This is a genomic window from Pseudomonas sp. (genome assembly GCF_028293835.1).
In the GTDB taxonomy this organism is placed as follows: domain Bacteria; phylum Pseudomonadota; class Gammaproteobacteria; order Pseudomonadales; family Pseudomonadaceae; genus Aquipseudomonas.
On sequence record NZ_JAQGNX010000127.1, the window covers coordinates 37,093 to 63,677 of the forward strand.

At 57.8% G+C, this 26,585-nt stretch carries 20 protein-coding genes; 14 read left to right on the forward strand and 6 right to left on the reverse strand.

What is annotated here, in order from left to right; genetic code table 11:
* The first annotated feature begins 64 nt into the window (after window positions 1-64).
* Window positions 65-838 (forward strand): SDR family oxidoreductase, encoded by a 774-nt coding sequence (locus tag JWR17_RS17740; RefSeq protein ID WP_299833255.1) that lies wholly within the window; start codon window positions 65-67, stop codon window positions 836-838.
* A 220-nt stretch (window positions 839-1,058) separates the two neighbouring features.
* Here the strand turns inward: JWR17_RS17740 and JWR17_RS17745 are convergent, their stop codons facing one another.
* Together JWR17_RS17745 and JWR17_RS17750 are read right to left on the reverse strand one after the other, a co-directional pair.
* Complete coding sequence (locus JWR17_RS17745; RefSeq protein WP_299833256.1) at window positions 1,059-1,430, reverse strand: histone-like nucleoid-structuring protein, MvaT/MvaU family; 372 nt, start codon at window positions 1,428-1,430, stop codon at window positions 1,059-1,061.
* Between the two features lie 123 nt (window positions 1,431-1,553).
* On the reverse strand, window positions 1,554-1,988 hold the full coding sequence (locus tag JWR17_RS17750) for a potassium channel family protein (RefSeq protein WP_299833257.1): 435 nt from the start codon (window positions 1,986-1,988) through the stop codon (window positions 1,554-1,556).
* A gap of 270 nt (window positions 1,989-2,258) precedes the next feature.
* Here JWR17_RS17750 and JWR17_RS17755 point away from each other — a divergent pair, with 270 nt between their 5' ends.
* Entirely contained in the window at window positions 2,259-4,193 is a 1,935-nt protein-coding gene (locus tag JWR17_RS17755) for a PAS domain-containing sensor histidine kinase (RefSeq protein WP_299833258.1), read from the forward strand.
* Between the two features lie 127 nt (window positions 4,194-4,320).
* Here the strand turns inward: JWR17_RS17755 and JWR17_RS17760 are convergent, their stop codons facing one another.
* Complete coding sequence (locus tag JWR17_RS17760) at window positions 4,321-4,509, reverse strand: hypothetical protein (protein ID WP_299833260.1); 189 nt, start codon at window positions 4,507-4,509, stop codon at window positions 4,321-4,323.
* A gap of 283 nt (window positions 4,510-4,792) precedes the next feature.
* Here JWR17_RS17760 and JWR17_RS17765 point away from each other — a divergent pair, with 283 nt between their 5' ends.
* The 6 genes from JWR17_RS17765 (at window position 4,793) to JWR17_RS17790 (ending at window position 11,535) form a co-directional block, all read left to right on the forward strand.
* Window positions 4,793-7,021, forward strand: coding sequence for a CoA transferase (locus tag JWR17_RS17765; RefSeq protein WP_299833261.1), 2,229 nt, complete (start codon window positions 4,793-4,795; stop codon window positions 7,019-7,021).
* 31 nt (window positions 7,022-7,052) lie between these two features.
* The gene (locus JWR17_RS17770; protein WP_299833262.1) at window positions 7,053-7,805 is read left to right on the forward strand and encodes an SDR family NAD(P)-dependent oxidoreductase; all 753 of its coding nucleotides are present in this window, start codon (window positions 7,053-7,055) and stop codon (window positions 7,803-7,805) included.
* 35 nt (window positions 7,806-7,840) lie between these two features.
* Window positions 7,841-9,142 (forward strand): acyl-CoA dehydrogenase family protein, encoded by a 1,302-nt coding sequence (locus tag JWR17_RS17775; RefSeq protein ID WP_299833264.1) that lies wholly within the window; start codon window positions 7,841-7,843, stop codon window positions 9,140-9,142.
* Complete coding sequence (locus JWR17_RS17780; RefSeq protein ID WP_299833265.1) at window positions 9,139-10,203, forward strand: phosphotransferase family protein; 1,065 nt, start codon at window positions 9,139-9,141, stop codon at window positions 10,201-10,203. Before JWR17_RS17775 ends, JWR17_RS17780 begins: the two co-directional genes overlap by 4 nt.
* 110 nt (window positions 10,204-10,313) lie before the next feature.
* On the forward strand, window positions 10,314-11,084 hold the full coding sequence (locus tag JWR17_RS17785) for an SDR family NAD(P)-dependent oxidoreductase (RefSeq protein ID WP_299833266.1): 771 nt from the start codon (window positions 10,314-10,316) through the stop codon (window positions 11,082-11,084).
* Window positions 11,085-11,184: 100 nt separating this feature from the next.
* The gene (locus tag JWR17_RS17790) at window positions 11,185-11,535 is read left to right on the forward strand and encodes a hypothetical protein (protein ID WP_299833267.1); all 351 of its coding nucleotides are present in this window, start codon (window positions 11,185-11,187) and stop codon (window positions 11,533-11,535) included.
* 8 nt (window positions 11,536-11,543) lie between these two features.
* Here JWR17_RS17790 and JWR17_RS17795 read toward each other — a convergent pair whose 3' ends face one another.
* Together JWR17_RS17795 and JWR17_RS17800 are read right to left on the reverse strand one after the other, a co-directional pair.
* Window positions 11,544-12,143 carry a TetR/AcrR family transcriptional regulator gene (locus JWR17_RS17795; RefSeq protein ID WP_299833268.1) on the reverse strand — a complete coding sequence of 200 codons (600 nt, stop codon included), beginning with the start codon at window positions 12,141-12,143 and terminating at the stop codon, window positions 11,544-11,546.
* Between the two features lie 217 nt (window positions 12,144-12,360).
* Window positions 12,361-15,927 (reverse strand): indolepyruvate ferredoxin oxidoreductase family protein, encoded by a 3,567-nt coding sequence (locus JWR17_RS17800; protein ID WP_299833394.1) that lies wholly within the window; start codon window positions 15,925-15,927, stop codon window positions 12,361-12,363.
* Window positions 15,928-16,158: 231 nt separating this feature from the next.
* On the opposite strand from JWR17_RS17800, the gene JWR17_RS17805 reads away from it, so the two are divergent.
* Both JWR17_RS17805 and JWR17_RS17810 read left to right on the forward strand, forming a co-directional pair.
* Window positions 16,159-17,088, forward strand: a complete 930-nt coding sequence (locus JWR17_RS17805) for a zinc-binding dehydrogenase (RefSeq protein ID WP_299833271.1) — start codon at window positions 16,159-16,161, stop codon at window positions 17,086-17,088.
* 36 nt (window positions 17,089-17,124) lie between these two features.
* Window positions 17,125-18,144: an amidohydrolase family protein gene (locus JWR17_RS17810; RefSeq protein ID WP_299833272.1), complete on the forward strand. Its 1,020-nt coding sequence runs from the start codon at window positions 17,125-17,127 to the stop codon at window positions 18,142-18,144.
* A 246-nt stretch (window positions 18,145-18,390) separates the two neighbouring features.
* Here the strand turns inward: JWR17_RS17810 and JWR17_RS17815 are convergent, their stop codons facing one another.
* Window positions 18,391-19,233 carry an SDR family oxidoreductase gene (locus JWR17_RS17815; protein WP_299833273.1) on the reverse strand — a complete coding sequence of 281 codons (843 nt, stop codon included), beginning with the start codon at window positions 19,231-19,233 and terminating at the stop codon, window positions 18,391-18,393.
* A gap of 428 nt (window positions 19,234-19,661) precedes the next feature.
* Here JWR17_RS17815 and JWR17_RS17820 point away from each other — a divergent pair, with 428 nt between their 5' ends.
* The 4 genes from JWR17_RS17820 to JWR17_RS17835 all read left to right on the forward strand — a co-directional run bounded on the left by JWR17_RS17820 (window position 19,662) and on the right by JWR17_RS17835 (window position 26,525).
* Window positions 19,662-21,320, forward strand: a complete 1,659-nt coding sequence (locus tag JWR17_RS17820; protein WP_299833274.1) for a DUF1302 family protein — start codon at window positions 19,662-19,664, stop codon at window positions 21,318-21,320.
* A gap of 30 nt (window positions 21,321-21,350) precedes the next feature.
* Window positions 21,351-22,709: a DUF1329 domain-containing protein gene (locus JWR17_RS17825; RefSeq protein WP_299833275.1), complete on the forward strand. Its 1,359-nt coding sequence runs from the start codon at window positions 21,351-21,353 to the stop codon at window positions 22,707-22,709.
* Window positions 22,710-22,847: 138 nt separating this feature from the next.
* Entirely contained in the window at window positions 22,848-23,990 is a 1,143-nt protein-coding gene (locus JWR17_RS17830) for a YCF48-related protein (RefSeq protein WP_299833276.1), read from the forward strand.
* A 33-nt stretch (window positions 23,991-24,023) separates the two neighbouring features.
* Window positions 24,024-26,525 carry an MMPL family transporter gene (locus tag JWR17_RS17835; RefSeq protein ID WP_299833277.1) on the forward strand — a complete coding sequence of 834 codons (2,502 nt, stop codon included), beginning with the start codon at window positions 24,024-24,026 and terminating at the stop codon, window positions 26,523-26,525.
* Window positions 26,526-26,585 lie beyond the last annotated feature (60 nt).

Consider the following 26,585-nt stretch of genomic DNA (forward strand, 5'->3'; position numbering starts at 1 on the left):
TCCAGTGCGCGGCGTAAGTAGCGGTGTAGGCTGTGGGCAAGCAACCACTCCACAGGGTACACACATGGAAAGCTTCAAGGCGAAGGTCGTCCTCGTAACCGGCGGCTCGAAAGGTATCGGCTTGGCGTGCGCCAAGCATTTTGCCGCCGAGGGCGCGCGCGTGGTGATCAGTTCGCGCTCCCAGGCCAACATCGACACGGCGCTTGAAGCGTTACCAAATGCGATCGGCTTTGCCGCCGACCTTTCGGACGATGTTGCGGCCGCCGCACTGGTTGAGCGCGTTATACGGGAAGTGGGACCTATCGACGTGCTGGTGAATTCGGCGGGCGCGGCCAAGCGGTCGCCGCCGGACGACCTCACTCCGGCGTTTTGGCGTGCTGCCATGGACGCCAAATTCTTTTCCACGATTAACGTCCTTGACCCCGTGGTGAAGACCATGGCTGCGCGTGGTCAGGGAGTCATCGTCAATGTCATTGGTGTGGGCGGAAAAGTCGCTAGCCCCATTCATCTAGCCGGCGGTTCGGCCAACGCTGCGCTGATGTTGGCGACTGCCGGGCTCGGTAATGTTTATGCGGCATCGGGTGTGCGAGTGGTGGGGGTCAGCCCAGGGCTGACGGAAACCGGTCGCGTCGCAGAAGGCATGGCGGCGGACGCGAGTCATGCCGGGATTACCCTGGAAACGGCGATGGCGCGTAGCGTGCAGAAAATTCCTATGGGCCGCATGGCCAAACCGGAAGAAGTCGCCGACCTTGTACTGTTCCTGGCGTCTGACAAGGCACGCTATATCACCGGCATCACCGTCACTATGGACGGTGCGATGTATCCGATGGTGGTGTAGGCGCTGGCCGAAACCGCCCATGGGAGTACGAACGTTGATGGATTTTCTGACGGCACAAGAGGAATAACTGCACTGGCTACGAGATCGGAACCGGCAGATAGATTCAGCGGGATGAGATTGTTATTTTTTGTGAGGAGTAACCGAGCGGGGGTTATATTTTTTGCGCACCGGGAAGAGTACGAACCTTCCCGATGTCGCTCATACCATCAACGCTTTTAAATCAGCGCTTAAGCCAAGACTCAACTTCATCCGAGCCATGCTCGCTTTTCCAAGCCTTCAATAGCTTGTGATTGCCGCCCTTAGTTTCGATCGACTCTCCCGTATGCGGGTTGTTGTACACCTTCATAGTACGAGCGCGGCGAGTTACTTTGCCAGCAGGTGCGGCCGTTTTCATGCCTTTGGCGCCAGCATGTGGGTCGAGAATCGATACGACGTCTCTTAGGCTTTTGCTGTATTGGCCCAGCAGAGTGCGCAGTTTGCTTTCAAATTCAATCTCTGCCTCCAGGGCTTTGTCGCCTTTCATGGCTTCCAGGGCTTGGAGCTGTTCAGCCAGGTGGCGTTCGAGCTGGCGGAATTCTGCGAGTTTTGACATGTTGATCTCCGTTAGTCAGGTGGATAGCTTTAGCTGATCATAAAATAAGCTTATCAGGCAGTTGGTGAAAGCTTTGTTAGTTTCAAGAAATATTTAGTGCGTTGTAGCGTTCGTCACCGGGGTTCAACTTCGGTGTTCGGGTTTCCAATATTTTTGCATCTCCAGAAACAGAAAGGACGCCGTCCAGGTAATCAGCATAAGGCCGGTCAGAGCTTCTAGCCCCGTTAGAAATTTGATGTGGCCAACAGGATGGATATCGCCGAAGCCGATGGTGGTGAAGGTGGTGAAGGAAAAATACGCGCAGTCCAGTAGGCTGCCATCGAACTGGCCCTGCAGACTTCCCCAATCACCGTATTGGATGATTAAGTAGTAGGTCAGCGCAAAGCACCATACTTCCAGAGCGTGAGCAGCCATTGCGCCAAGCACGCCCAATACGATCCTGAAGCGATGCCGCCGGTTGAGCCGCGAAAAGACCAGATTCATACGCAGCAAGCATTCGTAATGGATCATCACCGCAGTGACGATGACTATTAAATTGACGAGAATCACTGCGATCATTCAGCGCTACATCCTTTATGAGGCCAGCCGTGGCTATTTTACTGTGCTAACGGTTTTTGTGAGGCAGCACAAAGCAGCAGTTTCTTCGTGCAGCTACCTGCGCATTGAATCGGCACCGGCAATGGGGCTGGGCACGGGAAGCGCGGCCAGTGGCGACACGCACAGCTTCAGCCCGCAACGGCACTTCCTGGTTGCGAGATAATTAGTTCGCACAGCGCGCTTGTTTCGCCATAATACTCGACCATAACACCCAGCTTTCACGAGGCAGTCATGTACCCGTCCGAGCCCCTCAACGAGACCTTTGCGGAAGGCGACCGTTATCGACTGCTTGTAGACGCCGTGGTTGATTACGCAATTTATATGCTTGATCTCGACGGCATCGTTCGCAGCTGGAATTCCGGCGCGCAGCGAATCAAGCATTACAGTGAAAGTGACGTGTTGGGAAAACATTTTTCGCTGTTTTATACGCCTGAAGACCTGGCCACGGGTTTACCTGCACGCGCACTCAAAATCGCTGCTGACTCGGGACGGTTTGAAGGCGAAGGCTGGCGCGTCAGGAAAGACGGTACGCGGTTCTGGGCGCTGGTTATCATCGACCCTATACGCTCCCCGAAGGGTTCGCTTATTGGTTTCGCGAAGGTCACACGGGACCTGACCGAGCGGAAAATGGCGCAAGAGGCCCTGCGTCATAGTGAGCAGCAATTCAGTTTGCTCGTACAAGGTGTGACCGACTATGCGCTTTATATGCTGGATCGCTCTGGCATCATTACGACGTGGAACGCAGGTGGTCAACGCATCAAAGGGTATGAGCCCTCAGAAGTTATAGGGAAGCATTTCTCCATTTTTTTTCAGACTGAAGATGCCCGCAAGGGTATTCCTCAACAGTCTCTTGACCTTGTTATTCGCGACGGGCGTTACGAAGGTCAGGGCTGGCGCCTGCGAAAAGACGGTACTCGGTTCATGGCCCATGTTGTTATTGATCCGATAAAAAACGACCATGGCGTACTGATCGGGTTCGCGAAGGTTACAAGGGATATTACCGAAAGTGCTCAGGCGCAACTTGCGCTTAAGGAGGCCAGGGAGGCCTTGTTTCAATCGCAGAAAATGGAGGCTCTGGGGCAGCTCACAGGCGGTATTGCCCATGACTTTAACAATCTGCTGATGGTAATTCTTGGGAGTCTGGAACTTGCCAGGAAGCGCATCTCAAGCGACTCCAGGATTTTTGCTCTGCTAGACAACGCCATTGCCGGCGCTCAACGGGGGGCGACGCTCACTCAACGCATGCTGGCGTTCGCCCGCCGCCAGGAGCTTGATCCTCAGCCCGTACATGTAGTCAGCCTGATTCGGGACATGTCAGATTTATTATCCCGCATGTTGGGCTCCGGTATCGCTGTAGAAACAAGATTCCCCCTGGTCCTGCGCCCTGTTCTGGTCGACATGGGCCAACTGGAAATGGCGATCATAAACTTAATGATCAATGCCCGGGACGCAATGGCGGGAAGTGGCAAAATTTTGATATCGGCAAGGGAAGCTACATTTCCCAATAGTCTGGAGGGTTCGGACGACTTTCTGTGTATTTCCATTGTCGACGAAGGAACGGGAATGGATGAAGCAACGCTACAGCGAGCAATGGAGCCGTTCTTCACGACCAAGGGAGCAGGTAAGGGCACAGGATTGGGTCTATCGATGGTTCATGGACTGGCCGCGCAATCCGGTGGCCATTTTGTATTAAAAAGTACGGTGGGAGAGGGCACCACCGGAGAACTTTGGCTGCCGGTCGCACTGATAAATGCCGCTCCACCCGTATCTGCAGCCAATCCTGTCCCTGTCCCATCAAAGTCTTCAGAGCGTCGAGGCTTCAAAATTCTGTTCGTCGACGACGACCCCTTGGTCCTCATTAGCACTGAAGCAATGCTGGAAGACCTTGGTCATTTCGTCATTTCAGCGGCCGGGGGACAGGAGGCATTGTCGTTGTTGGAACAATCTGCGGGGTTCGACTTGGTCATCACCGATCTGGCAATGCCCAATATGACCGGGATTGAACTTGCGGCGAAAATTGCACCGCTGTTTCCCAGGCTGCCGATCATTCTGTCATCAGGCTACGCGGAACTTTCTTCAGACGTCACGACCAGCCTGACCAGATTGCCCAAGCCATTTGATCAAGCCGCGCTGGCCAGAGTAATCGCTGAGGTTATGCAGTGTTGACTGCTGTCTGAAGTCGACGACGCTGCCTGATTCATTATTTGATCCCAGGCGCAAAACTGGCGCCAGACAGAATGGGTTGAGACTCAGCCATGCGACCTCTATCCCAAGCTGCCGAAAAAACACCCTTCTAGTTACCGTCCGCGACCTTGCGTTCTATCTCCGCTGTTTTTCGACTAAGTTCATCAGCAGGGTTCTCCTCGTTGCTATCTGTGGAGGTCGTGACGTTTTCATCAGCATTTTCGATGTCCTCACTATTGCTGTCCTCGATATTCTGTTCGACGACGTTATCTGGTTTTCCCGACGTATCGTTGCTCATTTCGTTGTCCCCCTGCGGTGGAGCCTTGAGTTTAGACCAAGGCACGGCTGCTGAAGGCGACTGCGCCCCTCTTCGTCGCCTCGCTGTTGTGCGCACACACACACACACACACACAAGCGCGATCCATGCCGAAGCGCTCAGGGGTGATATTCACGTCAATTATTCTTTGACGAGAATGCTAGTCTGCATTGGAAATTATGATATTGATGACGTCTGAACAGACGGCTGAGGGTCAGCAAAGCTGCCAAGTCGCCCTAATAATAAAAGAACTTAAAGGTGCGCCATGAACGACGGGATTCTGCGCGGGATTCGGGTTATCGATGTGTGCAGTGGTATCGCGGGCTCGGCGGCTGCCTTGCAATTGAGCGAAGCGGGTGCCGAGGTGCTGAAGGTCGAACTGCCTGCGGGTAACCTTCAACGTGGCGAGCCGCTGTTCGCGGTGCTTAATCGGGGGAAGCTCAGCGTCACGCTGGACCTGGATAAACCCGATTCGCTGGATTCTCTGTTGGCCGGCGCGGACGTACTGATTCATGAATTCACCCCAGCTAAAGCAGCCAGTCTTGGGCTGGATGACGCGACCCTCGGCCAGGGTTTTCCTCGGTTAGTAGTTTCGGCAATCGGTGGCTGGCCTCAACGCCATGAATTGGCTAATGAACTGTCGAGGGAAACGCTGGTATTGGCCCGGCTTGGCCTGCTCGATGAGCAACCCGGTCACCGCGCCGGGCCTGTTTTTGTGCGGATGCCTTATGCGAACTGGCTGGCCTGTTGGCTGTGCGTGGTCGGCGTCATGGCGCGGCTGATTGCACGGGACCGAGACGGTCGCGGCGGCCCCGCCCATACCAGCCTGGCGCAAGCGGCACTGGTGCCCATGACCATGCATTGGACCCGCGCCGAAACCCCGACGCCGGTGTTTGCCAAAGGTCTGGATAAGCACATTCCGATCCCGCTGCACCGTTGCAGCGACGGTCGTTGGGTGCATGTGCATTACTCTCCGGATAAAGCGCCGTGGATGGCGGCTGCGTTTGCCCAGTTGGGAGCCGCCGAGGTGGCGCGACTCAACGGGTTATGGCCGCCTAGCCACGTCGCGCCGAACTTCGGAGCAAATCGGGCTGTTTTCGCCACCCGAACGGCGCAGGATTGGGTTGAACATTTGTGGGCGAATGACGTCGCCGGGCAAATCGCAGCGCCCTTCGGTGCGATCTATTTCGATGAGCAGGCGAAGCTCAACGGCTACGTGGTCGCGGTGGACGATCCGCTGTTGGGGAGGACCTTGCAGCCGGGGCCTTCTTATTGCGTCGAACCACCCGCGCACGTGCGTGGGCCCTTGCGTGCACCAGGGGCGGACAACCACTGTTTGGCGGACCGTGTGCCTGTGGCAACGGTGCGGCAAGAACCTCCTGTTGATCCTCAATTGCCGCCGTTGCACGGCCTGAAGGTCCTGGACCTCGGCGCCTATCTGGCCGGTCCTTTCGCCTGCATGATGTTGGCTGACCTGGGTGCCGAGGTGATCAAGGTCGAGGCGCCCACCGGTGACGCCATGCGCCGCCTGGAGCGCACGTTCAGTGGCACTCAACGGGGCAAGCGTGGGGTTGCGTTAAAGCTTGGCGACCCACAGACCCTGCCACTGGTAGAGGCATTGGTGCAGTGGGCGGACGTAGTCCACCACAACATGCGCCTGCCCGCTGCGCGCAAACTCAAGGTTGATTACTCCAGCCTGAAAGCGCTCAACCCCAGCTTGCTTTACTGCCATGTCAGCGCATACGGACCGCACGGTCCGCGTGCCGACTGGCCCGGCTTTGATCAATTGATGCAGGCTTCGTGTGGTTGGGAAACGGCTCAGGGCGGCGAAGGCAATCCGCCGCAATGGTTGCGATTCGGTGTAGGGGATTTCTTTGCCGGGCTGTCCTCGCTGTATGCCCTGTTGCTCGGTCTTTACCAGCGTAATCGCAGCGGGGAAGGGCAGATGGTCAGCTCATCGCTGCTGGGCGCGACGCTATTAACCATGAGCGAAGCGGTGGCGTTGGACGATGGCAGCATCAGTGAAGTCGATGTGCTCGACAGCGAACAGACCGGGGTGAGCGCCGAACACCGTCTCTATCGCTGCCTTGATGGCTGGATAGCCGTGGCGGCGTTTGAACCTGCTGAGATTGAGAACTTTCACGTCACGGTGGGCGCCACGCCCACCGCCTATTTCACAGCGCGCACCCAAGCCCAGGCGTTGGCAGATCTGCAGGCTGCCAACGTACCGGCCGACATCGTCCGCGAGGCACAGCTCGATCCATTTCTCGACGATCCAGCCCATGCCGCAGCCGGCTTGCATGCCCATTACCCGCACGCGGTTTACGGCAATTTGCAGCAAATCGGTGGGTTCTGGGATTTCGGTGATCTGCCGCTTTCACTCAACCGTGCGCCGCCATCATTGGGCCAACACAGCCGCGAAGTGCTCAACGCCCTTGGTTTTACCGACGAGCAGCTTCAACCGTTGGCCGACGCTGGCTTACTCAAGCTGTAAGCCAGCCCTTTCTCGATACAAGGAACCTTACATGCACGAGCGTCACAGGCACGAGCTGGATTTCAGCGGTAAAACCGTTCTGGTCGTCGGCGGCTCCAGCGGAATCGGCAACGGGATTGCGCAAAACTTTCTGAGTCGCGGCGCCGAGGTGCACGTTTGGGGCACTCGGGCGACAGCAGAGGATTACGTCGACTCATCTGACTCCAATTTGCAGGGTCTGCATTACACCCAGGTCGATGTGGGTGACGCCGGGCAAATTGAAGGTGCGCCTGTGGTCTTCGAACGCCTGGACGTGCTGGTTCAGGCCCAAGGCACCGTGTTGTACGACCGACAGGAGTTTCAAGTCGAGGGCTTCCGTAAGGTAGTCGACATCAACCTCACCAGCCTGATGGTGTGTGCGCAAAAGTTTCACCCGATGCTTAAGGCGGCGCAGGGCGCGCTGATCATCGTCAGCTCAGCAGCGGCCTTCCATTCCACCCGTGGCAACCCGGCCTACAACGCGTCGAAAACCGGCGCGTTCGGCCTGACCCGAACGTTGGGCGAGGCATGGGCGCGAGATGGCATTCGGGTCAACGGCATCGCACCGGGGCTGGTGGAAACCAAACTCACGCGCATCACCACCGGCAATCCCAAACGCCTTGAAGGCGCGCTGCGTGCGATTCCCTTGGGTCGTCTCGGAACCCCCCAAGACATGGCCAACGTCGCGTTGTTTCTCGCTTCACCGTTGGCCAGCTACATGCTCGGCCAGACCCTCTTGGTTGACGGCGGCATGTTGCTCGCCTGATTGCATGCACTGTACGAAAAGTTAAGGAGGCCCCGATGGCCTGGGATTTTGAGACCGATGCCGATTTTCAGGCAGAGCTGGACTGGATCACCCATTTTGTTCGCGAAGAAGTCGAACCGCTGGAGCATGTGCTGGGCAGTCCATGGAATATTCATGACCCGCTGTTCAAAGAGCTGGTACGACCGCTGCAGGCGCAGGTCCGTGAGCGTCGTTTGTGGGCCTGTCACTTAGGCCCCGAGTTGGGCGGCCCGGGTTACGGCCAGGTGCGGTTGGCGCTGATCAACGAAATCCTCGGTCGGGCGTTGTTTGGCCCTATGGTTTTCGGATGCCAGGCGCCGGACTCCGGCAACAGTGAGATCCTCGCGCATTACGGTACCGCCGAACAAAAAAGCGCTTATCTGCAACCGTTGCTGGACGGCGAAATCGTCTCCTGTTTTGCCATGACCGAACCCCAGGGCGGTGCCGATCCGAGTGTGTTCACCACTGAGGCGCTGCGCGAGGGTGACGACTGGATCATCGACGGGGAAAAATGGTTTGCCTCCAATGCCCGCTACGCTGCGTTTGTGATCGTAATGGCGGTGACTGATAAGGCCCTCGGCGCCCATGGCGGCATGTCCATGTTCATTGTGCCTACCGACACACCAGGGCTGCTGATCGAGCGCAACGTCGGCATTGCCGATGACCCGGAAGCGACCCACGCCTACCTGAAATTCAACCAGGTACGAGTATCGGCCAGCAGCATGCTGGGTAAGCCAGGGCAGGCGTTTGTGGTTGCGCAGGTCCGGCTCGGCGGCGGACGCGTGCATCACGCCATGCGGGTCATCGGTCAAGCGCAAAAAGCGCTGGACGCCTTGTGCCAGCGGGCCTTGTCGCGCACTACTCAGGGCAGTCGTTTGGCAGACAAGCAAATGGTGCAGGAAAAGATCGCCGATTCGTGGATTGAGCTTGAACAGTTCCGCCTGCTGGTGATGCGCACGGCGTGGCGGATCGATAAATATCAGGATTATCGCCAAGTGCGCAAAGACATCGCTGCCGTTAAAGCTGCCATGCCCAAAGTGCTGCACGATATCGCCGCCAGGGCGCTACAAATCCACGGCTCACTGGGCGTCAGTGAAGAAATGCCGTTTGCCGGTTTTATCATTCGTTCGTTCCAGATGGGCCTGGCGGATGGCCCGACCGAAGTGCACAAAGTCACGGTTGCCAAGCAACTGCTGCGTGACTATCAGCCGGAAGAACGGATGTTCCCCGACTACCACCGGCCGACGGCCGCGGCCAAGGCACGGGAAAAGTACCGGGTCGAACTGGCACGCTGTAACGACCGGGAAACCCAGCGATGAGCAGTTCGGACTGGGAAGCCTTGGTGGATATACCTCGGTTGAAGCGGTGGATGGACGAGCAAGGCCTGGAAAGCGGTCCCATACAGAACCCAAAACGCCTGACCGGTGGCACGCAAAACCTGCTGCTGCACTTTCGCCGTGGTGATCGTGAGTTTGTGCTGCGTCGGCCGCCGTTGCACCCGCGCCAGGACGGCAGCAAAACCATCGCTCGAGAAGCGCGGGTTTTAGCGGCGTTGGCAGGCAGTCGCGTGCCCCATGCGGCGTTGATTGCTGGGTGTGACGATGCATCCGTGCTTGGCGCTGGCTTTTACCTGATGGAGCCAGTGGATGGCTTCAACGCTTCGGCGGGGATGCCGGCGCTGCATGCCAGCGATCCGCAGGTGCGTCGGCAGATGGGGATGTCCATGGTCGACGCTTTGCTGCGGCTGGGCGAAGTGGATTATCGAGCGGTGGGACTGGACGACTTCGGCAAGCCCGAGGGCTTTCTAGAACGTCAGGCGCCGCGTTGGCTGTCACAACTGCAGGGTTACGCCGATTACTCCGGTTGGCCTGGGGTTGGTGGGTTGCCTGATGTCCAGGCGATTGGGCAATGGCTGATGCAGAACTGCCCGACCCACAACACCCCCGGTATTTTGCACGGTGACTTTCACCTGTCGAACGTGATGTTCAGTAGCCACGGTCCGACACTGGCTGCCATCGTCGATTGGGAGCTGGCGACCCTGGGCGACCCGTTGCTGGATCTGGGCTGGTTAGTGGTCAGTTGGCCCGGTGCCGACGGCCATGGCGCCGGGACTATCCATGTGCAGCCGTGGGACGGATTTCCCAGTGCCGATGAACTGGTTGCCCGGTATCGCGCCTCGACCCACCGCGACCTGTCCGCGCTGGACTGGTACATCGTGCTCGCCGGTTTCAAACTCGGAATCCTGCTTGAAGGCAGCTACGCCCGGGCCTGCGCCGGAAAGGCACCCATGGATGTGGGCCAGACCCATCATGGGTCGGCGTTGCGGCTGTTCCAAGGAGCGCACGCCTCGATTTCACGCAGTAAACACAACTCTCTGTAGGAGCCAACTTGTTGGCGAGGCGGCTGATTGCGTACATACGGCTGGGCCTCTCGCTAACAAGTTGGCTCCTACAGGTGCGCTACTTAGATGTGATTGATAGGAGCTTGGCAATGGAAACCCGTTTGCAGTTGCAAGGCAGGAAAATCATCGTCACCGGCGGCGCTCGCGGGATTGGCGCCGCCGTGGTCAAGGCGTACGTCGACGAAGGTGCCCACGTGGTCAGCCTGGACATCGGCGAAAGCGCGGTGCCAACGGCGGAGCAGGGCGGTGGTTGGGCCAAAGGCTATGTCTGTGACATCTCCAGTCCTGAGTCCATCAGTGAAGCGTTCGCCTGGGCGGCGCAGCAGTTGGGTGGGCTGGACGTGCTGGTACATGCGGCCGGCATTGCACCCAATGCCATGGCTGATCAGATCGAACTGGACGAATGGGAGCGGGTGTTCGCGGTCAACACTCGCGGCACCTTCCTCACCAACCGTGCAGCCTACGACCTGCTCAAGGACCATGGCGGACGCATCATTAACTTCGCTTCGGCGGCGGGGGTGGTCGGTCAACCGGGTAAGGCCCATTACGCCGCCAGCAAGGGCGCAGTCCTGGCATGGACTCGCACCGTGGCGCGAGAGTGGGGAGCCAAAGGTATTACGGTAAACGCTATCGCGCCGGCCATGTGGACGCCGATGTATGAAAACACACGGGCCAGCATGTCGGCAGACCAACTGAAAGAGCACGACGCTTTCATGGCTGGGCAGATACCCATGGGCGGGCGTTTGGGCGATGCGGCCCAGGACTTGGCACCTGTGCTGGTGTTTCTGGCGGGTGAAGGTTCACGTTTCGTCACGGGCCAGACCCTGATGATAGACGGCGGCATGGTGATGCTCAGTTGAAGACTCTGTTGGGTCACCGAAAATAGTCTGAACTTGCTTCGAGTTGCGCTTCTCTATTGCTGTGTGTGCATTTCTTGCACACTTTTAGGAGAACTGCCCAATGAACAGGAACAGTCTTTTGCTTGTGAGTGTCATCGCCTGCTTGCCAATGCTGGCGATGGCCGACGATGTGCTGATGGATAAACACTTCAACGGTCTGAAAATCGACGCCGCAATGGAAGGCAGCAGCGACAGCGGTGGTCAGAACGCTGGCGGCAGCATCCAGGCCTTGAAGCTCACCAATAACGATACGGTCGCTGTGGTGTGCATGCTCAAGCCCGGTCCAGCGGAATCCAGTGACGCCCAATCACCACCAGCGGTTATGGCGCCCGGAGAGTCGGCGTTGCTGCGGGTCGAGGGCAAATACACGGGGGCACCGCTCAAGGCCAGTCTGGACTGCCATAAGAAGTAAGGGATGCATTAGTTCGGCGTGCCTGCAGAAGGCAACAAGGCGCCGCCGATCATTTTCATGTTGAGCTCGACGGCGGCGGTCATCGACACATGCGGGCCAAACCAATTGCCCGCATCGTTGAGTAGCGACAGTAAGCACGGGACGAGGGTATCGACCGCCACAGGTTTGAATACCCGACGCTCGATGCCATGGTCCAGGATTGCAGCCAACCGTTGAGTACAGGTCGTACGCAGGTGCTGAATGTAAAGCTGTTGCTCAGGTTCCAGGCAGCGGAATTCCATACGCGTCAGGCGTGAGCGTTGCGCCTGGCGCAGGGTGAAATGGAGAAACGCGCGGACAAAGATGCCGAGGGTCTTGTGCGGATCAGGGTCCAGAGACTTGGACCTGGGCAGGGCTTGCAGGAGTTCGGTTTCGTAGCTTTCGATCAGTTCAAACAACAACGCCTGCTTGCTCTCGAAGTGGTTATACAGCGATCCCGCCTGCATCCCTGCGGCCGATGCCAACTGACGCAGGCTGACGGCCTGAAAACCTTGCTCGACAAACAAATCAAGCGCCACATTCCGGACGTGTTCCCGTGGGGATGTACAAATTCTTTCCGCAACAGACATGAGGTTGACCTTAAACGGACCTGTAGGAGCTGCCGAAGGCTGCGATTCGACCGGGAACCGGTCGCCCTCGTTATACCGCTGAAGGTCGTGCCGGTCGCCCGCGACCCCGGCCTATCGCAGCCTTCGGCAGCTCCACAGGTTGTGTGTTTGCTGCGCGACAGCGCGGCGCCGGAGACGTGGCGGAACGTCCTACAGAGAGTTGGGATTCAGCTATGAATCACAGCTGTATGACCTCTATCTTTTTCCCCGCCGGCGCTGCGTCGACAAACAACGTTTTGCCTTGCCATTGATTCAGCAACACCTGGCGTTTCGCTTGGGCATGCACCAGATAGCGCTCTTTTACCGGGCCATAGCCGCGTACGGCATCGGGTAATTCGGCCAGGCTTACGGCGAGTAGGTGATTGTCCAGGCTCAATTCCTTGAGAATCAGATCAAGCACCGTTTCGTAGTCCGCCAGCCATTGGCGTTCGACCTTGCGCTCATGGGTGCGGCCAAACGGGTCGAGCCACGTGTTGCGCAGGAATTTCATTCGCGCCAACACTTTGAAACCGCTGAGCATCCATGGGCCATAGCTGCTTTTCTTCGGTTCGACGCCGGCTTTATTTAACACGGGCGGGGCGAGGTGGAAGCGCAGGGCGAAATCTCCCTCGAAATTGGCCTCGATCTTTTTCAAAAACTCACCGTCGGTAAACAACCGCGCCACTTCGTATTCGTCCTTAATCGCCAGCACTTTGAAGTAATAGCGCGCCACGGCTTCGGTCAGCGGCCCTGGCTTGCCCAGCAGCAGGGACTCAGCCTTGCGAATCGCTTCGATGCGGCGCTGATAGCGTTGCGCATAACCTTCGTTTTGATAGGCACGCAATACATCCATACGGCGGTTGATGGATTGGTTCAGGGTTTGTGACAGCACCCGATCCGGGCTTTTCACCTTGAGGGTTTCCAGGCGCGCCAACAGGCGCGGCAGATCGACCGCAGCGCGACGTCCCCAGAGAAATGCCATGCGGTTGAACTCAACGGCCGTACCGTTCAGTTCTATGGCTTGCATCAGTGCCTCTTCTCCCACCGGCAGCCAGCCGTTTTGATACGCATGGCCGAGCATGAACGTGTTGGTGGCAATAGAGTCACCCATCAACGCAGTGGCGATTCGGCTGGCGTCCAGGAACACCGCGTGGTCACTGCCGACGCTGTCGACAATCTGTTCGGCCATGCCCTGACTGCGAAACAGTGGATCCGGGTTGGCGTCCAAGTCGCCGGTTTCCGCCTGTCGGGCGAAGGTACGGACAAACGCGCTGGTGATGCTCTGTTCGCTGTTGATCAGCGCATGGGTCACGCCGTGCCGCAGTTTTGTCAAGGTTTCGCTGTGGGCACTGACCACCAGGTCACAGCCCAACAGCAAGCTGGTTTCTCCCTCGGCAATGCGGGGCGCGAAGAGCTGGTCCTGACGCTCGGCGATACGGATGTGCGACCACACCGCGCCACCTTTTTGCGCCATGCCAGCCATGTCCAGGTTAAGCGCACCCTTGCCCTCGATAAACGCCGCCATGCCAAGCAGGGCACCAATAGTGACCACGCCGGTGCCGCCAACGCCAGTTACCAGAATGCTGCACGGCTCGTTCAGCGATAAGGCCGCTGGAGTGGGCAATACCCACTGTTCTTCCGCACGTTGCGTTAGGGCCTTGGGTTTGCGCAGGGTGCCGCCTTCGACAGTGACGAAGCTCGGGCAGAAACCGGTCAAGCAAGTGAAGTCTTTATTGCATGACGACTGATCGATTTCACGTTTGCGGCCGAACTCGGTGTCCACCGGCACCACCGACATGCAGTTGGATTTGCTGCTGCAGTCGCCACAGCCTTCGCACACGGCTTCGTTGATCACCACCCGACGTGCCGGGTCGGCGAATTTGCCGCGTTTGCGCCGACGACGCTTTTCTGCGGCGCAGGTTTGGTCGTAAATAAGCGCGGACACGCCGGCAAATTCCCGTAACTCATGCTGCACCTGGTCCATCAGGTCGCGGCGATAGACCGGCACCCCGGGAGCAAGATCATTAATGTGCTGATATTTATCAGGTTCTTCACTGACCACGACAATTTTCAACACGCCTTCAGCGGCCAATTGTCGGCTGATCTGCGCAACACTTAGGCTGCCGTCCACCGGTTGGCCGCCAGTCATGGCCACGGCGTCGTTGTAGAGAATTTTGTACGTGATCGAGACCTTGGCCGCCACCGATGCCCGAATCGCCAGAAGGCCCGAGTGGAAATAAGTACCGTCGCCCAGGTTAGCGAACACATGGCGGGTTTCGGTGAATGGCGATTGCCCGATCCAGGCGACGCCTTCGCCGCCCATTTGGCTGAAGGTCTGGGTTTGCGGATAGATCCATGCCGCCATGTAATGGCAACCGATCCCGGCCAGCGCACGGCTGCCTTCAGGGACTTTGGTCGAGGTATTGTGCGGGCAGCCGGAGCAATAATGCGGCACTCGCTCCATCAGATTGCCCAACGGTTGGCAGGCTTGCAGCTGGGCATCGAGCACCGCCAGACGCACTTGTAACGGACCGCTCTGGCATACGCGCAAGATACGTCGGGCCAACGCCCGAGCAATCTGTGCCGGGGTCAGTTCACCAATCGCCGGCAATAACCAGTCCGTGTGCGGCAGGCTCCATTCGCCTTTGTCGTCAAACTTGCCGACGATGCGTGGGCGAACGTCTTCGCGCCAGTTGTAGAGTTCTTCTTTAAGCTGGTACTCGATGAGGTGGCGTTTTTCTTCCACCACGACGATCTCTTCCAGGCCCTCGGCGAACTGCCGTACGCCATCGGCTTCCAGTGGCCAAATCATCCCGACCTTGTACACCCGCAAGCCAATCTGGGTTGCCAAAGCCTCATCGATGCCAAGAATTTTTAGCGCCTGGCACACGTCCAGGTAGGACTTGCCCGAGGTGATGATACCGATCCGCGCCTTGGGCGAATCGAGCACTATGCGGTCCAGGCGGTTGGCCTTGGCGTAGGCGAGGGCGGCGTACAGCTTGTGTTCCAGCAGGCGTTTTTCCTGCGCCAGCGGTGGATCTGGCCAACGGATATTGAGGCCGCCTTCGGGCAACTGGAAATCCGGGATGATCGGCTGCACGCGTTGTGGGTCGAGGTCGACGATGGCCGCGCTTTCCACAGTATCCGCCACGGCCTTTAGCGCCACCCAGCACCCTGAGTAGCGCGACATTGCCCAGCCGTGAAGGCCGTAGTCAAGGTATTCCTGAACCCCGGATGGCGCCAGCACCGGCATCATCACGGCTTTGAAAATATGCTCGGTCTGGTGCGGCAGTGATGAACTGCGGGCACCATGGTCGTCGCCAGCAATCGCCAACACACCGCCAAAAGTGGAGGTCCCAGCGGCGTTAGCATGGCGGAACACATCACCGCAGCGGTCGACACCCGGACCTTTGCCGTACCACATGCCAAATACGCCATCGTATTTGGCGCCTTCAAAAATGCTGACCTGCTGCGTACCCCAGACCGAAGTGGCCGCAAGGTCTTCGTTGACCCCTGGGTGAAACACCGTGTGATTGGCTTTCAAGTGATCACGGGCTTTCCACAACGCCTGATCGAAATTGCCCAACGGTGAGCCGCGATAGCCGGAAATGAAACCGGCGGTATTCAGCCCGTTGGCCAGGTCACGCTGACGCTGCATCAAGGGCAAGCGGACCAGCGCTTGAATACCGGTCAACAACACCTTGCCATGCTGCTGCAGGTACTTGTCTTCCAGGGATGGAAGCTTACTCATTGGGGCGTTCTCCAGGCTTGTTTTGGCGTGCGTCCGCAGGGAGAGAACCGGCGCACTTGTTATGAATTCGAGTTTCGGCAGGTGACCTGACAACGTAAAAAACCGACATTTCCACGCTAGGCATTCGTCAACCAGGTACCACCCGCAGTGATCTCATCTGCTTAAAGTAAGACATATTTCTAAAAAGTGTTCTATTATTTTCAATCGGACGATTGCCAATCACAAAAATCATAAAAGGAGTCAGTCATGCGTGCTGCTGTCATTCATGAGCGAAACGCCCCGCCGGTACTTGAAGATTTCGCCGAACCCCAGGCTTTGCAAGGCTCGACGCTTATCGATGTCGATACTGCCGGTCTTGGTGGCTGGGATGTGTTGGGCGCTTATCGACTGGGGGTGAGCTATCCCTGTGTCATTCGTGGCGAAGGTGTCGGGCATACCACGGACGGCCGTCGGGTGTATTTCGGCGAGCGCTCCGTTCAGCCGTTCGGTGCCTGGGCAGAACGCACAGTGGTGCCCAGTGAAGAGGTCTGGGATGTACCGGACGATATCGATGACAAGACAGCGATCAGCATGGGCATCGCGGCGACGGGGGCCATCGTGCCGCTGGAATACGCAAAGATTCAGCAGGGTGAAAAGGTCTTGATCCTTGGGGCCACCGGCACCTTGGGTCTGATCGCTTTGCAACTGGCGCGACATATGGGCGCGGGCCGGGTCGTGGGTGCTGCGCGTTCTGAACAGGCGTTGCAAGGGCTCAAGTCACGCGGCTTCGCCGATGAGGTGGTGTGCCTGGGTGGCGACAACGACAGCGCTGCGTTGAAAGAAGCGGCCGATGGCGGCTTCGATGTGGTGCTGGACCTGGTCTGTGGTCAGCCGTTGCTGTCGGCACTCAAAGCGACTAATTGGGGCGCACGGATCATGACCATCGGCACCGGGGCCGGGCGCAAGATTGAGTTGGACATCGCCGACCTGTTGTTCCGCAACCTGTCGTGCATCGGTACTGGGCAGCGCCCACCGGCGGATCGGCAGCAGATCTGGCAGCGCTTGTTACGCATCGCCAAAGAGCGCGAGATTCAGGTCGATTACGCGGACTACACCCTTGACCAGGCGGCACAAGCCTGGGCCGCGCAGGTCGCCGGTCCCCACGCGAAGATCACCGCCAGCATCCGCCGCTCATAGCACCCGGCACGGACCACAACAATAAGGAGAGCAACAATGCTGATAGACGTACACGCGCACCTGCTGACCAAAGGGATGCTCAACCAGCATGAGTTCTGGGGGCCATTCATGAAGACCCAAGGGTTGACGGTAGGGCACTTTTCCCTGGGCACCAAACAACCGACGAAGGCTGCCACCGACGAAGAAGCGGAAGCCAACCTGCTGGCCCGCATGACCCACGCCAGCCGCCGAAAGCTCATGGCCGAACGTGGCGTCGATAAGTTGGTGCTGTCTACGCCGTCACATGCATTCATGTACTGGGCAGGGGAGTTCGGCACGGAGTATGCCCGGACCTGCAACGATGAGTTGTCAGCGTTCTGCCGTGCCGACCCGGCGCACTTTGATTTTTGGTGTCACGCCAATCTGGCCGAACCCGCAGCCGCAGTCAAAGAGATCGAGCGGGCGGTAACCCAGCTCGGGGCCAAAGGCGTGTGCGTCGGTGGTGCGAATTTCAACGGGCTTGAAGCCCATGACAAGCGACTGTTTCCAGTATGGGAAAAACTCACCCAGCTGGATGTACCGATCATGGTTCACGGCTACAACCAGTCGATTTACCTGGGCGAAAAGCACACCGACGATAAATTTGAAACCAGCTCCATCGTGGGTGACTGCGTCGATGAAACGTTGTTCTTCTGGTATTTGATCTGCGGCGGCGCGCTGGATGTATTCCCAACGCTGAAAACCTATATCACCCATGCGGGCGGTATGGCAGTGTTCCAGTTGGGGCGTTTGAGCGAGTTGAACCGGGCCATGGCGCCGGATACACGGAACAAGCGCCCGTTCATGGATTATCTGGCCAATTTCTATTTCGACCTCGACGTGCATGCGCCTGGTTTACGCCGTGGCGTGGCGGAAGTGGTAGGCAGCGAACGGCTGTTGTACGGGACCAATTTCGGCGGCGCCTATGACCACGGCGACTTGACAGAGGGCTTGGGATTATCGACTCAAGAGCGCGAGCGTATTCGCAGTGGTAATGCGATTGAGTTGTTGAAGCTAGAGGTGCCGGTAGCAGTCTGATCGAAACATGGACACAACCCCTGTAGGCGTGAGCTTGTTCGCGAGGCGTTAAACCTGACACGCCGCGCCCGGCCTCTCGCCGACAAGTTGGCCCGTACAGATATCTGTCGGGCCAAGATTTTTTGTGTATTGAATATCGATTTGCGGAACCGCAATCTCGGTGGGAGCGAATACGTTCGCGTTCACCGAGATCCGGGTGATGCCCAGCTGGATATATACACTCAGGTAAGCGCCAGGAAAATCGCCTCAGACCCCCTCATTACGCTTTCTAACCATCTCCGCAAAATCACGCTTCAGCGTCGGGAAGTAGGCAATCTGCCCACCCATGCCCCCCGCGATGTCGATCGACGCGGCGCTGATGAAGCTTGCATATTCACTGGCAAGAAACAACGCCATGCCCGCCACGTCTTCCGGCTTGCCATAACGCCCCAGCGGCACGACTTTCATGACCATGGCGTCGAACTCTTCCCGCGTTACGCCTGGCCCCATCTCTTTGTAGTGACGATCCCATTGCCCGGTATCGATCCAACCCATGTTCAGGCTGTTGACCAGGATATTGTCCTTCGGCAGCGACATCCCGAGTGACCGCGACAGCGCGACGCACGACGCGCGGTTAATCACCGAGGGGATGCCGTCTGGTGTTGGAACAACCCCCGCCAAGGCGTTGATTTCGATGATCCGTCCCCAACGCTGCGCACGCATGTGCGGCACCACCGCCTGCACAAAACGGAAATGCCCCATCTGCAGGATATTGGCGTGTTCCAGAATCAATTCCGGCGTGAGGGTTTCAAGGTTGCCTCCGCGGCCCTGACCCGCGTTGTTGACCAGCACATCAACGCCGCCCCAGGCAGACGCAACCTCATTGACGAAGGCTTTGACCCCCTCGCTGTCGGTCACGTCCACCGCGCGAGCGATGACCGCTTGAGCCTGTTCTGCCAGTTGATCGCCGGCAGCCTTTACCGCCTCCTCACTGCGCGCACAAATCGCGACCCGGGCACCTTCCGCCGCGAAAGCGCGGGCGATTGCCAAGCCGATACCACGTGACGCGCCCGTAACGATGACGCGTTTCCCACTCAAATCAATGTTCATGACGGTTCCTTTGCTGTTCTTGTTTTATGGCTACCTGTCAGGTCGTGTCGGTGCACTGTCGCGGTTCGACAATCGACCGGGGCGAGCCATTTAAACCGAAAAATACGGGCTAACAAAGATTATTTGAACATTTATGTTTGATCTGTGCAGTAATGTCCGAAGGCGCTAAGCTGCGGCTTGCCGGGAGATACACACGATTTACAATCAATTCTGTATAGAGAACTGCAATCTTTATGTGGAATTCTGAATGATGATCCGTTACGGTGGCATTCAGCTGAAGAGGCTTGGTGATTACTCGATGTGGCGCGAGCCCTCATGAGCCAACCGTTCAGATGGAGGTACGCAGTGACGGAGCATGCTGTACGGTCGCTGAAGAAACCGTTTGAATGTACATAAACGACTGAAAATAAAAATAAAAGGTAGTTTGTATGAACGACAAGTTTCGCTGCAGTCGAAAAATTACCAATGGGGCTTTGACGCTCCTGACAATAGGTATCGCTCAAGGCGCCTTTGCAGCCGCTATTGATTTGCCTAACCCCGAATACCGCCTGCGGATCGACACGACCGTGCGCTATAACCTGGGTATGCGCATGGAAGGCCAGGACAGCCACATCGCCCATAGCCCTTCGTACGATGAGTCTGATGGCAAGTTCGGAAAAGGCGATGTTGTTACAAATCGTCTGGATCTGTTGAGCGAAATTGACTTTTCATATCTGAACCAATGGGGCGCGCGACTCAGCGCTTCCGGCTGGTACGACCAGGCCTACCACGACACCGACGTGAAAAGTAACGTTGCCGGCTACGCCACCAGCTATAACAACAACACCTACAGCAACGAGGTCAAACGCTATGTTCGTGGGCCGTCCGGGGAAATCCTCGATGCCTTCGTGTGGAAGAACTTCAACATCGGCGCCACGCCGGTCAACGTGAAGATCGGTCGCCACACCAACTACTGGGGCGAGGGCCTGCTGTTCGGCGCCCACGCCATTTCATATTCCCAGGCACCTACCGATGGCGTGAAAGCGTCTACCAGTCCGGGTATTGAAACCAAGGAAGTATTCTTGCCAGTCGGGCAGATCTCAGCCAAGGCGCAAGTCACTGACAACCTATCGGTCGCCGGTCAGTACTTCTACGAGTGGGAGCCGACCCGTATCCCATACGGCGGCACTTATTTCGGTGCAGCGGATCCCCTGTTTGAAGGTCCGGACCGTTTGCCGTTGGCTCCTAACGGCGCGACCTTTCAACGCCAGGATTCGAAGTTCGGACGTGATGGTCAGAACTGGGGTGTGATGTCCAAACTTAACGTGGAAGCCATCGAATCGACGTTCGGCGCCTACTACCGCCAGTTCGATGACTATCAGCCATGGTTTTCTCCTGAAGTCAAAGCTGCGCTGGGCGAGTACCGGGTCATCTATCCACGTGGTGTGAAATTGGCCGGCCTGAGTTTCTCGCGGGTATTCGACACTGTTTCGGTAGGTTCCGACCTGTCGTATCGCCACAACGGTGCGTTGAACGCCACGGGTATCAGCACAGTCGACAACGAAGGTCCGCGCGGTAACACCGTTCACTTCGTGGCCAACGCTGTGTATGGCGTGCCCCGCAACTTCATCGCTGACAACGGTACGCTGATCGGCGAGTTTGCTTACAGCCACCTGGACAGCGTTACCGAACACCCTGAGTTATTCAAAGGCGAGGGCACCGCTCAATGCGTCAACGGCCATACGCCGACCATTGCCGGGTCCGGAGACAAGTCCGACGGTTGCTCAACCAAAAACTACTACGCCGTGGCAGTCAACTACACGCCGCAATACTTGAACGTTTTCCCGTCGTGGGATATGGATATACCGCTGACCGTCAACTACGGCATTCACGGTAACGCAGCGACAGCGGGTGGCGGTAGCGAAGGCGCGTTGGCCTGGTCTGTGGGTACTCACTGGACCTACGCCCAATTGTATGAATTCACCCTCCGTTACGCAGACACTGCAGCCCAAGCCAAGAACCTGAGCGATAACACCGTGGCCGGTAACGGTAACGTCGGTGGTACTGACCGCGGCTGGCTGGACTTCACATTCAAAACCTCCTTCTGATAAATCCAATAAAAACGGAGACAGTCTGAAATGAAAAGACAACTTGCCTTATCCGTTGCTCTCCTGGGGTTTGCTGCCACAACCCTGGCTGCGGCACCTGACGCCCAGGAATTGGGTAAGAGCCTGACGCCTTTTGGCGCGATCATGGCCGGTAACGCCGAGGGGACCATCCCTGCCTATGAAGGTGGTTACACCAAAATCCCTGCGGGCTTCAAGCCGGACAGTGGATTTTGGGTCGATCCGTTCAAGGACGAGAAACCGCTGTTTCGCATTGATGCGAAAAACGTCGACAAGTACGCGGATAAATTGAGCGAAGGTCAGAAGATGATGCTCAAGAAATTCCCTGACTACTATTTCGACATTTTTCCGACGCACCGCACCACGGCCTACCCAAAGGATGTACTGGAGGCGACCGTGCGCAATGGCAGCGCCAACTGCATCTTGAAAGACGGCTTGGCGGTGGATCCGGCATGCCGTGGCGGTTTGCCGTTCCCGTTGCCGAAGACTGGTAACGAAGTGATGTGGAACCAGCAACTGCGCTACCGGGTCGGTCATGGTTACTCGACCACCTCGTCGTCCAACAGTTGGGTCGTCGATGCCAACGGCGTGGTGACCAAAACCGCTGAGCAGGCCACCTTCGAAGAAGCACCGTGGTATCAGGTCGCCCAGGCTGATCGTGATCCTATGATGTATTCCCGAGTGTTCTCGGTGAACGGTTATCCGGCACGCCGCGCGGGTGAAGTGGTAGGACTGAACGACTACCTCGACCCCGAGGCCAAGCCACGCCGCTCCTGGAGTTACTCACCGGGGCAACGTCGAGTCAAACTGGCTCCTGAGTTCAACTACGACACCCCCGTAGCCAGTCAGGGCGGCGTGACGCTGTTCGACGAACTGCAGATGTTCTCCGGTGCTCAGGACCGGTTCGATTACAAGCTGGTCGGTCGCAAGGAAATGTACATTCCGTACAACGCCTACAAGTTTTACTTCGATGCCAAGCAAGAAGACCAATTCATGACGCATCACGCCAACCCGGCGCTGGAGCGTTGGGAGTTGCACCGCGTGTGGGTAGTGGAAGCGACCCTCAAGCCGGGCATGCGTCACGTTTACGGCAAGCGTACTTACTACCTTGACGAAGACACCTTCGGCGCGGGTCTGTATGACGCCTGGGACAAGAGCGGCGCGTTGTACCGTTCGATTTTCCTGGGTGGCATCCAGATGTACGACAAAACCATTCCGTACAACGTGAAGAACGTGGTCTACGACTTCAACAAAGGCATGTGGGCGTTGCTTAACGACGGACTCAAGGGTGGCTACATGATCTCTGATACGCCACGGTCCGAGCGCGACATGAATGCCGAGGCGATCGTTGCCAAGGAAACCCAGCGCTAAACAGGCTGGGGACTGGCCGCGCGACAGCGATTTGGCTGCGCGCGGTCAGGCATTACCGGTTTACCCATTATTAGCGAACGTGTGCAGCGTCGGCCCAGGCAGCGTGGCACACCAGTTACACGGTTGAGGACAATAATAATGACCCATCCCGGCCTTTACGTAGTGCAACTGGCTGCTCGTCTTCGGTTAACGAGCGGCATCCGGTTGACGAGCGCCACCCTTATTTCGTTGGCGCTGCTCGGTGGTGTCGCACAGGCGGCATCGGACGTCATCGTCGACACCCTGCGCGAACCAGCGCCCGTGGTAGACCTGCGCTTGCCGGCCCCGATGTTAGCCGTGGCGCGAGCCGGTGACGCCTTGGTCAGCGTTGGCCTGCATGGGCTGATTCAGCGCTCGGTTGATGGCGGCCAGACCTGGCAGCAAATGCCTGGCCCGGTCGCTACGGACCTGGTCCAGGTACGTTTTCGCGACGCCTTCAACGGTTGGGCGGTCGGCCACGATTCCGTGGTGCTGCACACAGTTGACGGCGGCTTGACCTGGAAAACGCAGCTCGACGGCCGCAGTTTGCTAACGCTGTTGCACGGCTTTTACGGCCCGCTGGCCGCTAAAGGCGATGAAAACGCAGCGAGCATGCTTCAGGAAGTCACCCTTGCGCTAAGCACGTCGGCCACACCGGACGTACTGAGCGCGCCGTTTCTCGACGTGTTATTCGATGCCCAGGGCCACGGCTTTGTGGTCGGCGCCTTCGGCATGCTGCTGCGCAGCGCTGACGACGGGAAAACCTGGGAACCCTGGACTGATCGCACCGACAACGAGCGGCGCATGCACCTCTACGGCCTGGCTGAAAACGCCGGGGTGTTCTACGTCAGCGGTGAGCAAGGCTTATTGATGCGTCTCGACCCGGCGACCCAACACTTCGTTCAGATCGCCACGCCGTATGCCGGCACGCTGTTTGGCGTGAACGCCCAAGCCGATCTGCTGCTGGTCTATGGGTTGCGCGGCAATCTGTTCGCCAGCCGCGACAGTGGACTGACCTGGCAGAAGATTGAAACCGGTATTAATTCCAGCTTGGTGAGTACTGTCGATCAGGGCGCCACCACGATTCTCGTCAGCCAGGGCGGGCAAATCGCCGCGCTGGATCGAAGCACCTTGCAAGTCACCACACTTGCACCCGCGACCGGCGGCGACGTTTATGCCGCCAGTGATTCCGGTCAGGCCGGACAACTGATCGTGACCCGTTTTTCCGGTACCAAGGTCGTTCAGCTCGCCAAGGCGAATTGAGTCCACCCGGCACCTCTGAGTGAGAAAGCAGCGATGGTAGAGCAAAAATACAACAGCGGAATGCCGGTGATTCGTGATCTCAAAGACTTCGACAAGTCGTCTGGCGGGTTGCTTGAGCGGATCATTTTCAACAACCGCATTCTGATAATCGTTGCCTGTGTTCTGGCTACCCTGACGCTGGGTTTTTTCGCAACGCGGTTGCAGGTCAACGCCAGCTTCGAAAAAATGATTCCGAGCAACAGCCCGTACATCAAAAACTACCTGGCCTATAAGAATCAGCTGCCGGGCCTGGGCAATACCATTCGCATCGTGGTCGAGAACAAAAAAGGCGACATTTACGACCCGGAATATCTGCAAACCCTGCAGAAAGCCAACGACACCCTGTACCTGATTCCTGGCGTTGATCGCTCATGGATGAAATCCCTGTGGATGCCTATCGTTCGCTGGAAAGAGGTCACCGAGCAGGGCATCGAAGGCGGCGCAGTGATGCCGTCAACCTACAACGGCAGTGAGGCTTCCATTGACGCCTTGCGCCAGAACATCGCCCGTGCCGGGATCGTCGGCAGCCTGGTGTCCAACGATTCGAAATCGAGCATGATCGTCGCGCCGTTGCTCGACACCAACCCGAAAACCGGTTTGCCCCTGAGTTATGGCGACTTCTCCAAACAGCTGGAAGAGCAGATTCGTTCCCTGGAAAGCCCGACCATTGGCATTCACATTGTCGGCTTCAGCAAACTGGTCGGTGACTTGATCGACGGTTTGTATTCGGTGATGTTCTTTTTCGGCATCTCGGTGGTCATTGCCGCGCTGTTCGTCTACCTCTATACCCGATGCCTGCGCAGCACCTTGCTGCTGGTCGGCGTGGCAATTGCCGGCGTTGTCTGGTTGCTGGGCTTGATGGAGCTGCTGGGCTACGAGCTGGACCCGTATTCAATTCTGGTGCCGTTCCTGATCTTCGCCATCGGCCTGTCCCATGGCACGCAAAAGATGAACGGCATCCTTCAGGACATTGGGCGTGGCACTCATAAGTACATCGCTGCGCGTTATACCTTTCGCCGCCTGTTTCTCACCGGTCTGACTGCGCTACTAACCAACATCGTTGGCTTTGCGGTGCTGGTGATCATCGATATCCCGGTGATCCGCGACCTGGCACTGACCACCAGCATTGGTGTGGCGGTGCTGATTTTCACCAAGTTGCTGCTGATTCCGGTGGCCCTGTCGTACATCGGTGTAAGCGAGAAAGCCGCGCGCATCGCCATCGAAAAAGACCAGGCCGGCGAAGCCAACAGGGGGTTGCTGGGTCGCATCTGGAAAAGCCTCGATCGGTTTACCGAGCGGCGCTGGGCCACGGCCGTCATCGTCATGTCAGTGGCGGTCACCGCAGTCGGTTGCGTGGTGATGCTGCACCTGAAAGTCGGCGACCTTGACCCTGGTGCCCCGGAGCTGCGCCCCGACTCCCGCTATAACCGCGACAGCGCCTTCATCACTAGCAATTACGGACTGTCCAGTGATCAGTTCGTGGTGATCATGAAGACCGCCGAAGACAGCTGTCGTCTGTACCCGGCATTGCAGGCCATGGACCAGCTGGCGTGGCGCCTGCGTCAGACCGAAGGCGTACAGACTACCAACTCTTTGGCGGAAAACGTGCGGATGATCACCTCAGGAATGGCCGAGGGCAGCGGAAAATGGCTGACCATCAGCCGCGATCAAGCCATCACCAACTCCTCGGTTGATGCCGCGATGATCTCCTCGCCGGGTATCACCAACCAACAATGCTCTGTAACCCCGCTGATTGCTTACCTGACCGACCACAAAGCCGACACCCTGACTCGAGTGCTAAAGGTTGCTGAAGAGTTTGCCAAGGAGAACAACAGCAAACCCGATGCCCCACAGTTCCTGTTGGCTGCCGGTAACGCCGGGATCGAAGCGGCGACCAATATCGAGGTGGAGAAGGGCATCATCACCATGTATTTCGCAGTCTATGGCGCCACGGCGCTGCTGTGCCTACTGACCTTCCGCAGTTGGCGCGCCACGTTGGTCGCGATCATTCCGCTGATCATGACCACCATTATTTGCAAGGCGCTGATGGTCTGGCTGGGGATTGGCCTGAAAGTCGCAACATTGCCGGTGATTGCAGTAGGGGTGGGGGTCGGCGTCGATTACGCCTTGTACTTGCTCAGCGTGCAGCTCGCCGTTCAGGCCAGGGGCGGTTCGTTGGCAACGGCCTACCGTCGTTCGTTGGATTTCACCGGCCGTGTGGTGGCCCTTATCGGCCTGACCATGGCCGCTGGCGTGATCACCTGGGCGTGGTCGCCGATTAAATTCCAGGCCGACATGGGCATCCTGCTGACCTTCATGTTCCTGTGGAACATGCTTGGCGCATTGGTTCTGATTCCGGCGCTGTCGCACTTCCTGCTGAACCCGAAAATAAACACCTCGGCGCAAGAATCCGAGGTGGAACACGCCGATGCGATTGAACCGGTCCTGCCCGAGCAGCGGCCGCGAAAAAACTCCGCCGCGATCATCGCGCATTGATGCCCAGCCCCGCACCGGCTGCCAACGAATAAAAAAGACCCATCGCTTGAACGGTGGGTC

Bases quoted from the DNA above. Each gene is read 5' to 3' on its own strand.
- JWR17_RS17740 (WP_299833255.1), top strand. From the start codon at position 65: ATGGAAAGCTTCAAGGCGAAGGTCGTCCTCGTAACCGGCGGCTCGAAA.
- JWR17_RS17745 (WP_299833256.1), bottom strand. From the start codon at position 1,430: ATGTCAAAACTCGCAGAATTCCGCCAGCTCGAACGCCACCTGGCTGAA.
- JWR17_RS17750 (WP_299833257.1), bottom strand. From the start codon at position 1,988: ATGATCGCAGTGATTCTCGTCAATTTAATAGTCATCGTCACTGCGGTG.
- JWR17_RS17755 (WP_299833258.1), top strand. From the start codon at position 2,259: ATGTACCCGTCCGAGCCCCTCAACGAGACCTTTGCGGAAGGCGACCGT.
- JWR17_RS17760 (WP_299833260.1), bottom strand. From the start codon at position 4,509: ATGAGCAACGATACGTCGGGAAAACCAGATAACGTCGTCGAACAGAAT.
- JWR17_RS17765 (WP_299833261.1), top strand. From the start codon at position 4,793: ATGAACGACGGGATTCTGCGCGGGATTCGGGTTATCGATGTGTGCAGT.
- JWR17_RS17770 (WP_299833262.1), top strand. From the start codon at position 7,053: ATGCACGAGCGTCACAGGCACGAGCTGGATTTCAGCGGTAAAACCGTT.
- JWR17_RS17775 (WP_299833264.1), top strand. From the start codon at position 7,841: ATGGCCTGGGATTTTGAGACCGATGCCGATTTTCAGGCAGAGCTGGAC.
- JWR17_RS17780 (WP_299833265.1), top strand. From the start codon at position 9,139: ATGAGCAGTTCGGACTGGGAAGCCTTGGTGGATATACCTCGGTTGAAG.
- JWR17_RS17785 (WP_299833266.1), top strand. From the start codon at position 10,314: ATGGAAACCCGTTTGCAGTTGCAAGGCAGGAAAATCATCGTCACCGGC.
- JWR17_RS17790 (WP_299833267.1), top strand. From the start codon at position 11,185: ATGAACAGGAACAGTCTTTTGCTTGTGAGTGTCATCGCCTGCTTGCCA.
- JWR17_RS17795 (WP_299833268.1), bottom strand. From the start codon at position 12,143: ATGTCTGTTGCGGAAAGAATTTGTACATCCCCACGGGAACACGTCCGG.
- JWR17_RS17805 (WP_299833271.1), top strand. From the start codon at position 16,159: ATGCGTGCTGCTGTCATTCATGAGCGAAACGCCCCGCCGGTACTTGAA.
- JWR17_RS17810 (WP_299833272.1), top strand. From the start codon at position 17,125: ATGCTGATAGACGTACACGCGCACCTGCTGACCAAAGGGATGCTCAAC.
- JWR17_RS17815 (WP_299833273.1), bottom strand. From the start codon at position 19,233: ATGAACATTGATTTGAGTGGGAAACGCGTCATCGTTACGGGCGCGTCA.
- JWR17_RS17820 (WP_299833274.1), top strand. From the start codon at position 19,662: ATGAACGACAAGTTTCGCTGCAGTCGAAAAATTACCAATGGGGCTTTG.
- JWR17_RS17825 (WP_299833275.1), top strand. From the start codon at position 21,351: ATGAAAAGACAACTTGCCTTATCCGTTGCTCTCCTGGGGTTTGCTGCC.
- JWR17_RS17830 (WP_299833276.1), top strand. From the start codon at position 22,848: ATGACCCATCCCGGCCTTTACGTAGTGCAACTGGCTGCTCGTCTTCGG.
- JWR17_RS17835 (WP_299833277.1), top strand. From the start codon at position 24,024: ATGGTAGAGCAAAAATACAACAGCGGAATGCCGGTGATTCGTGATCTC.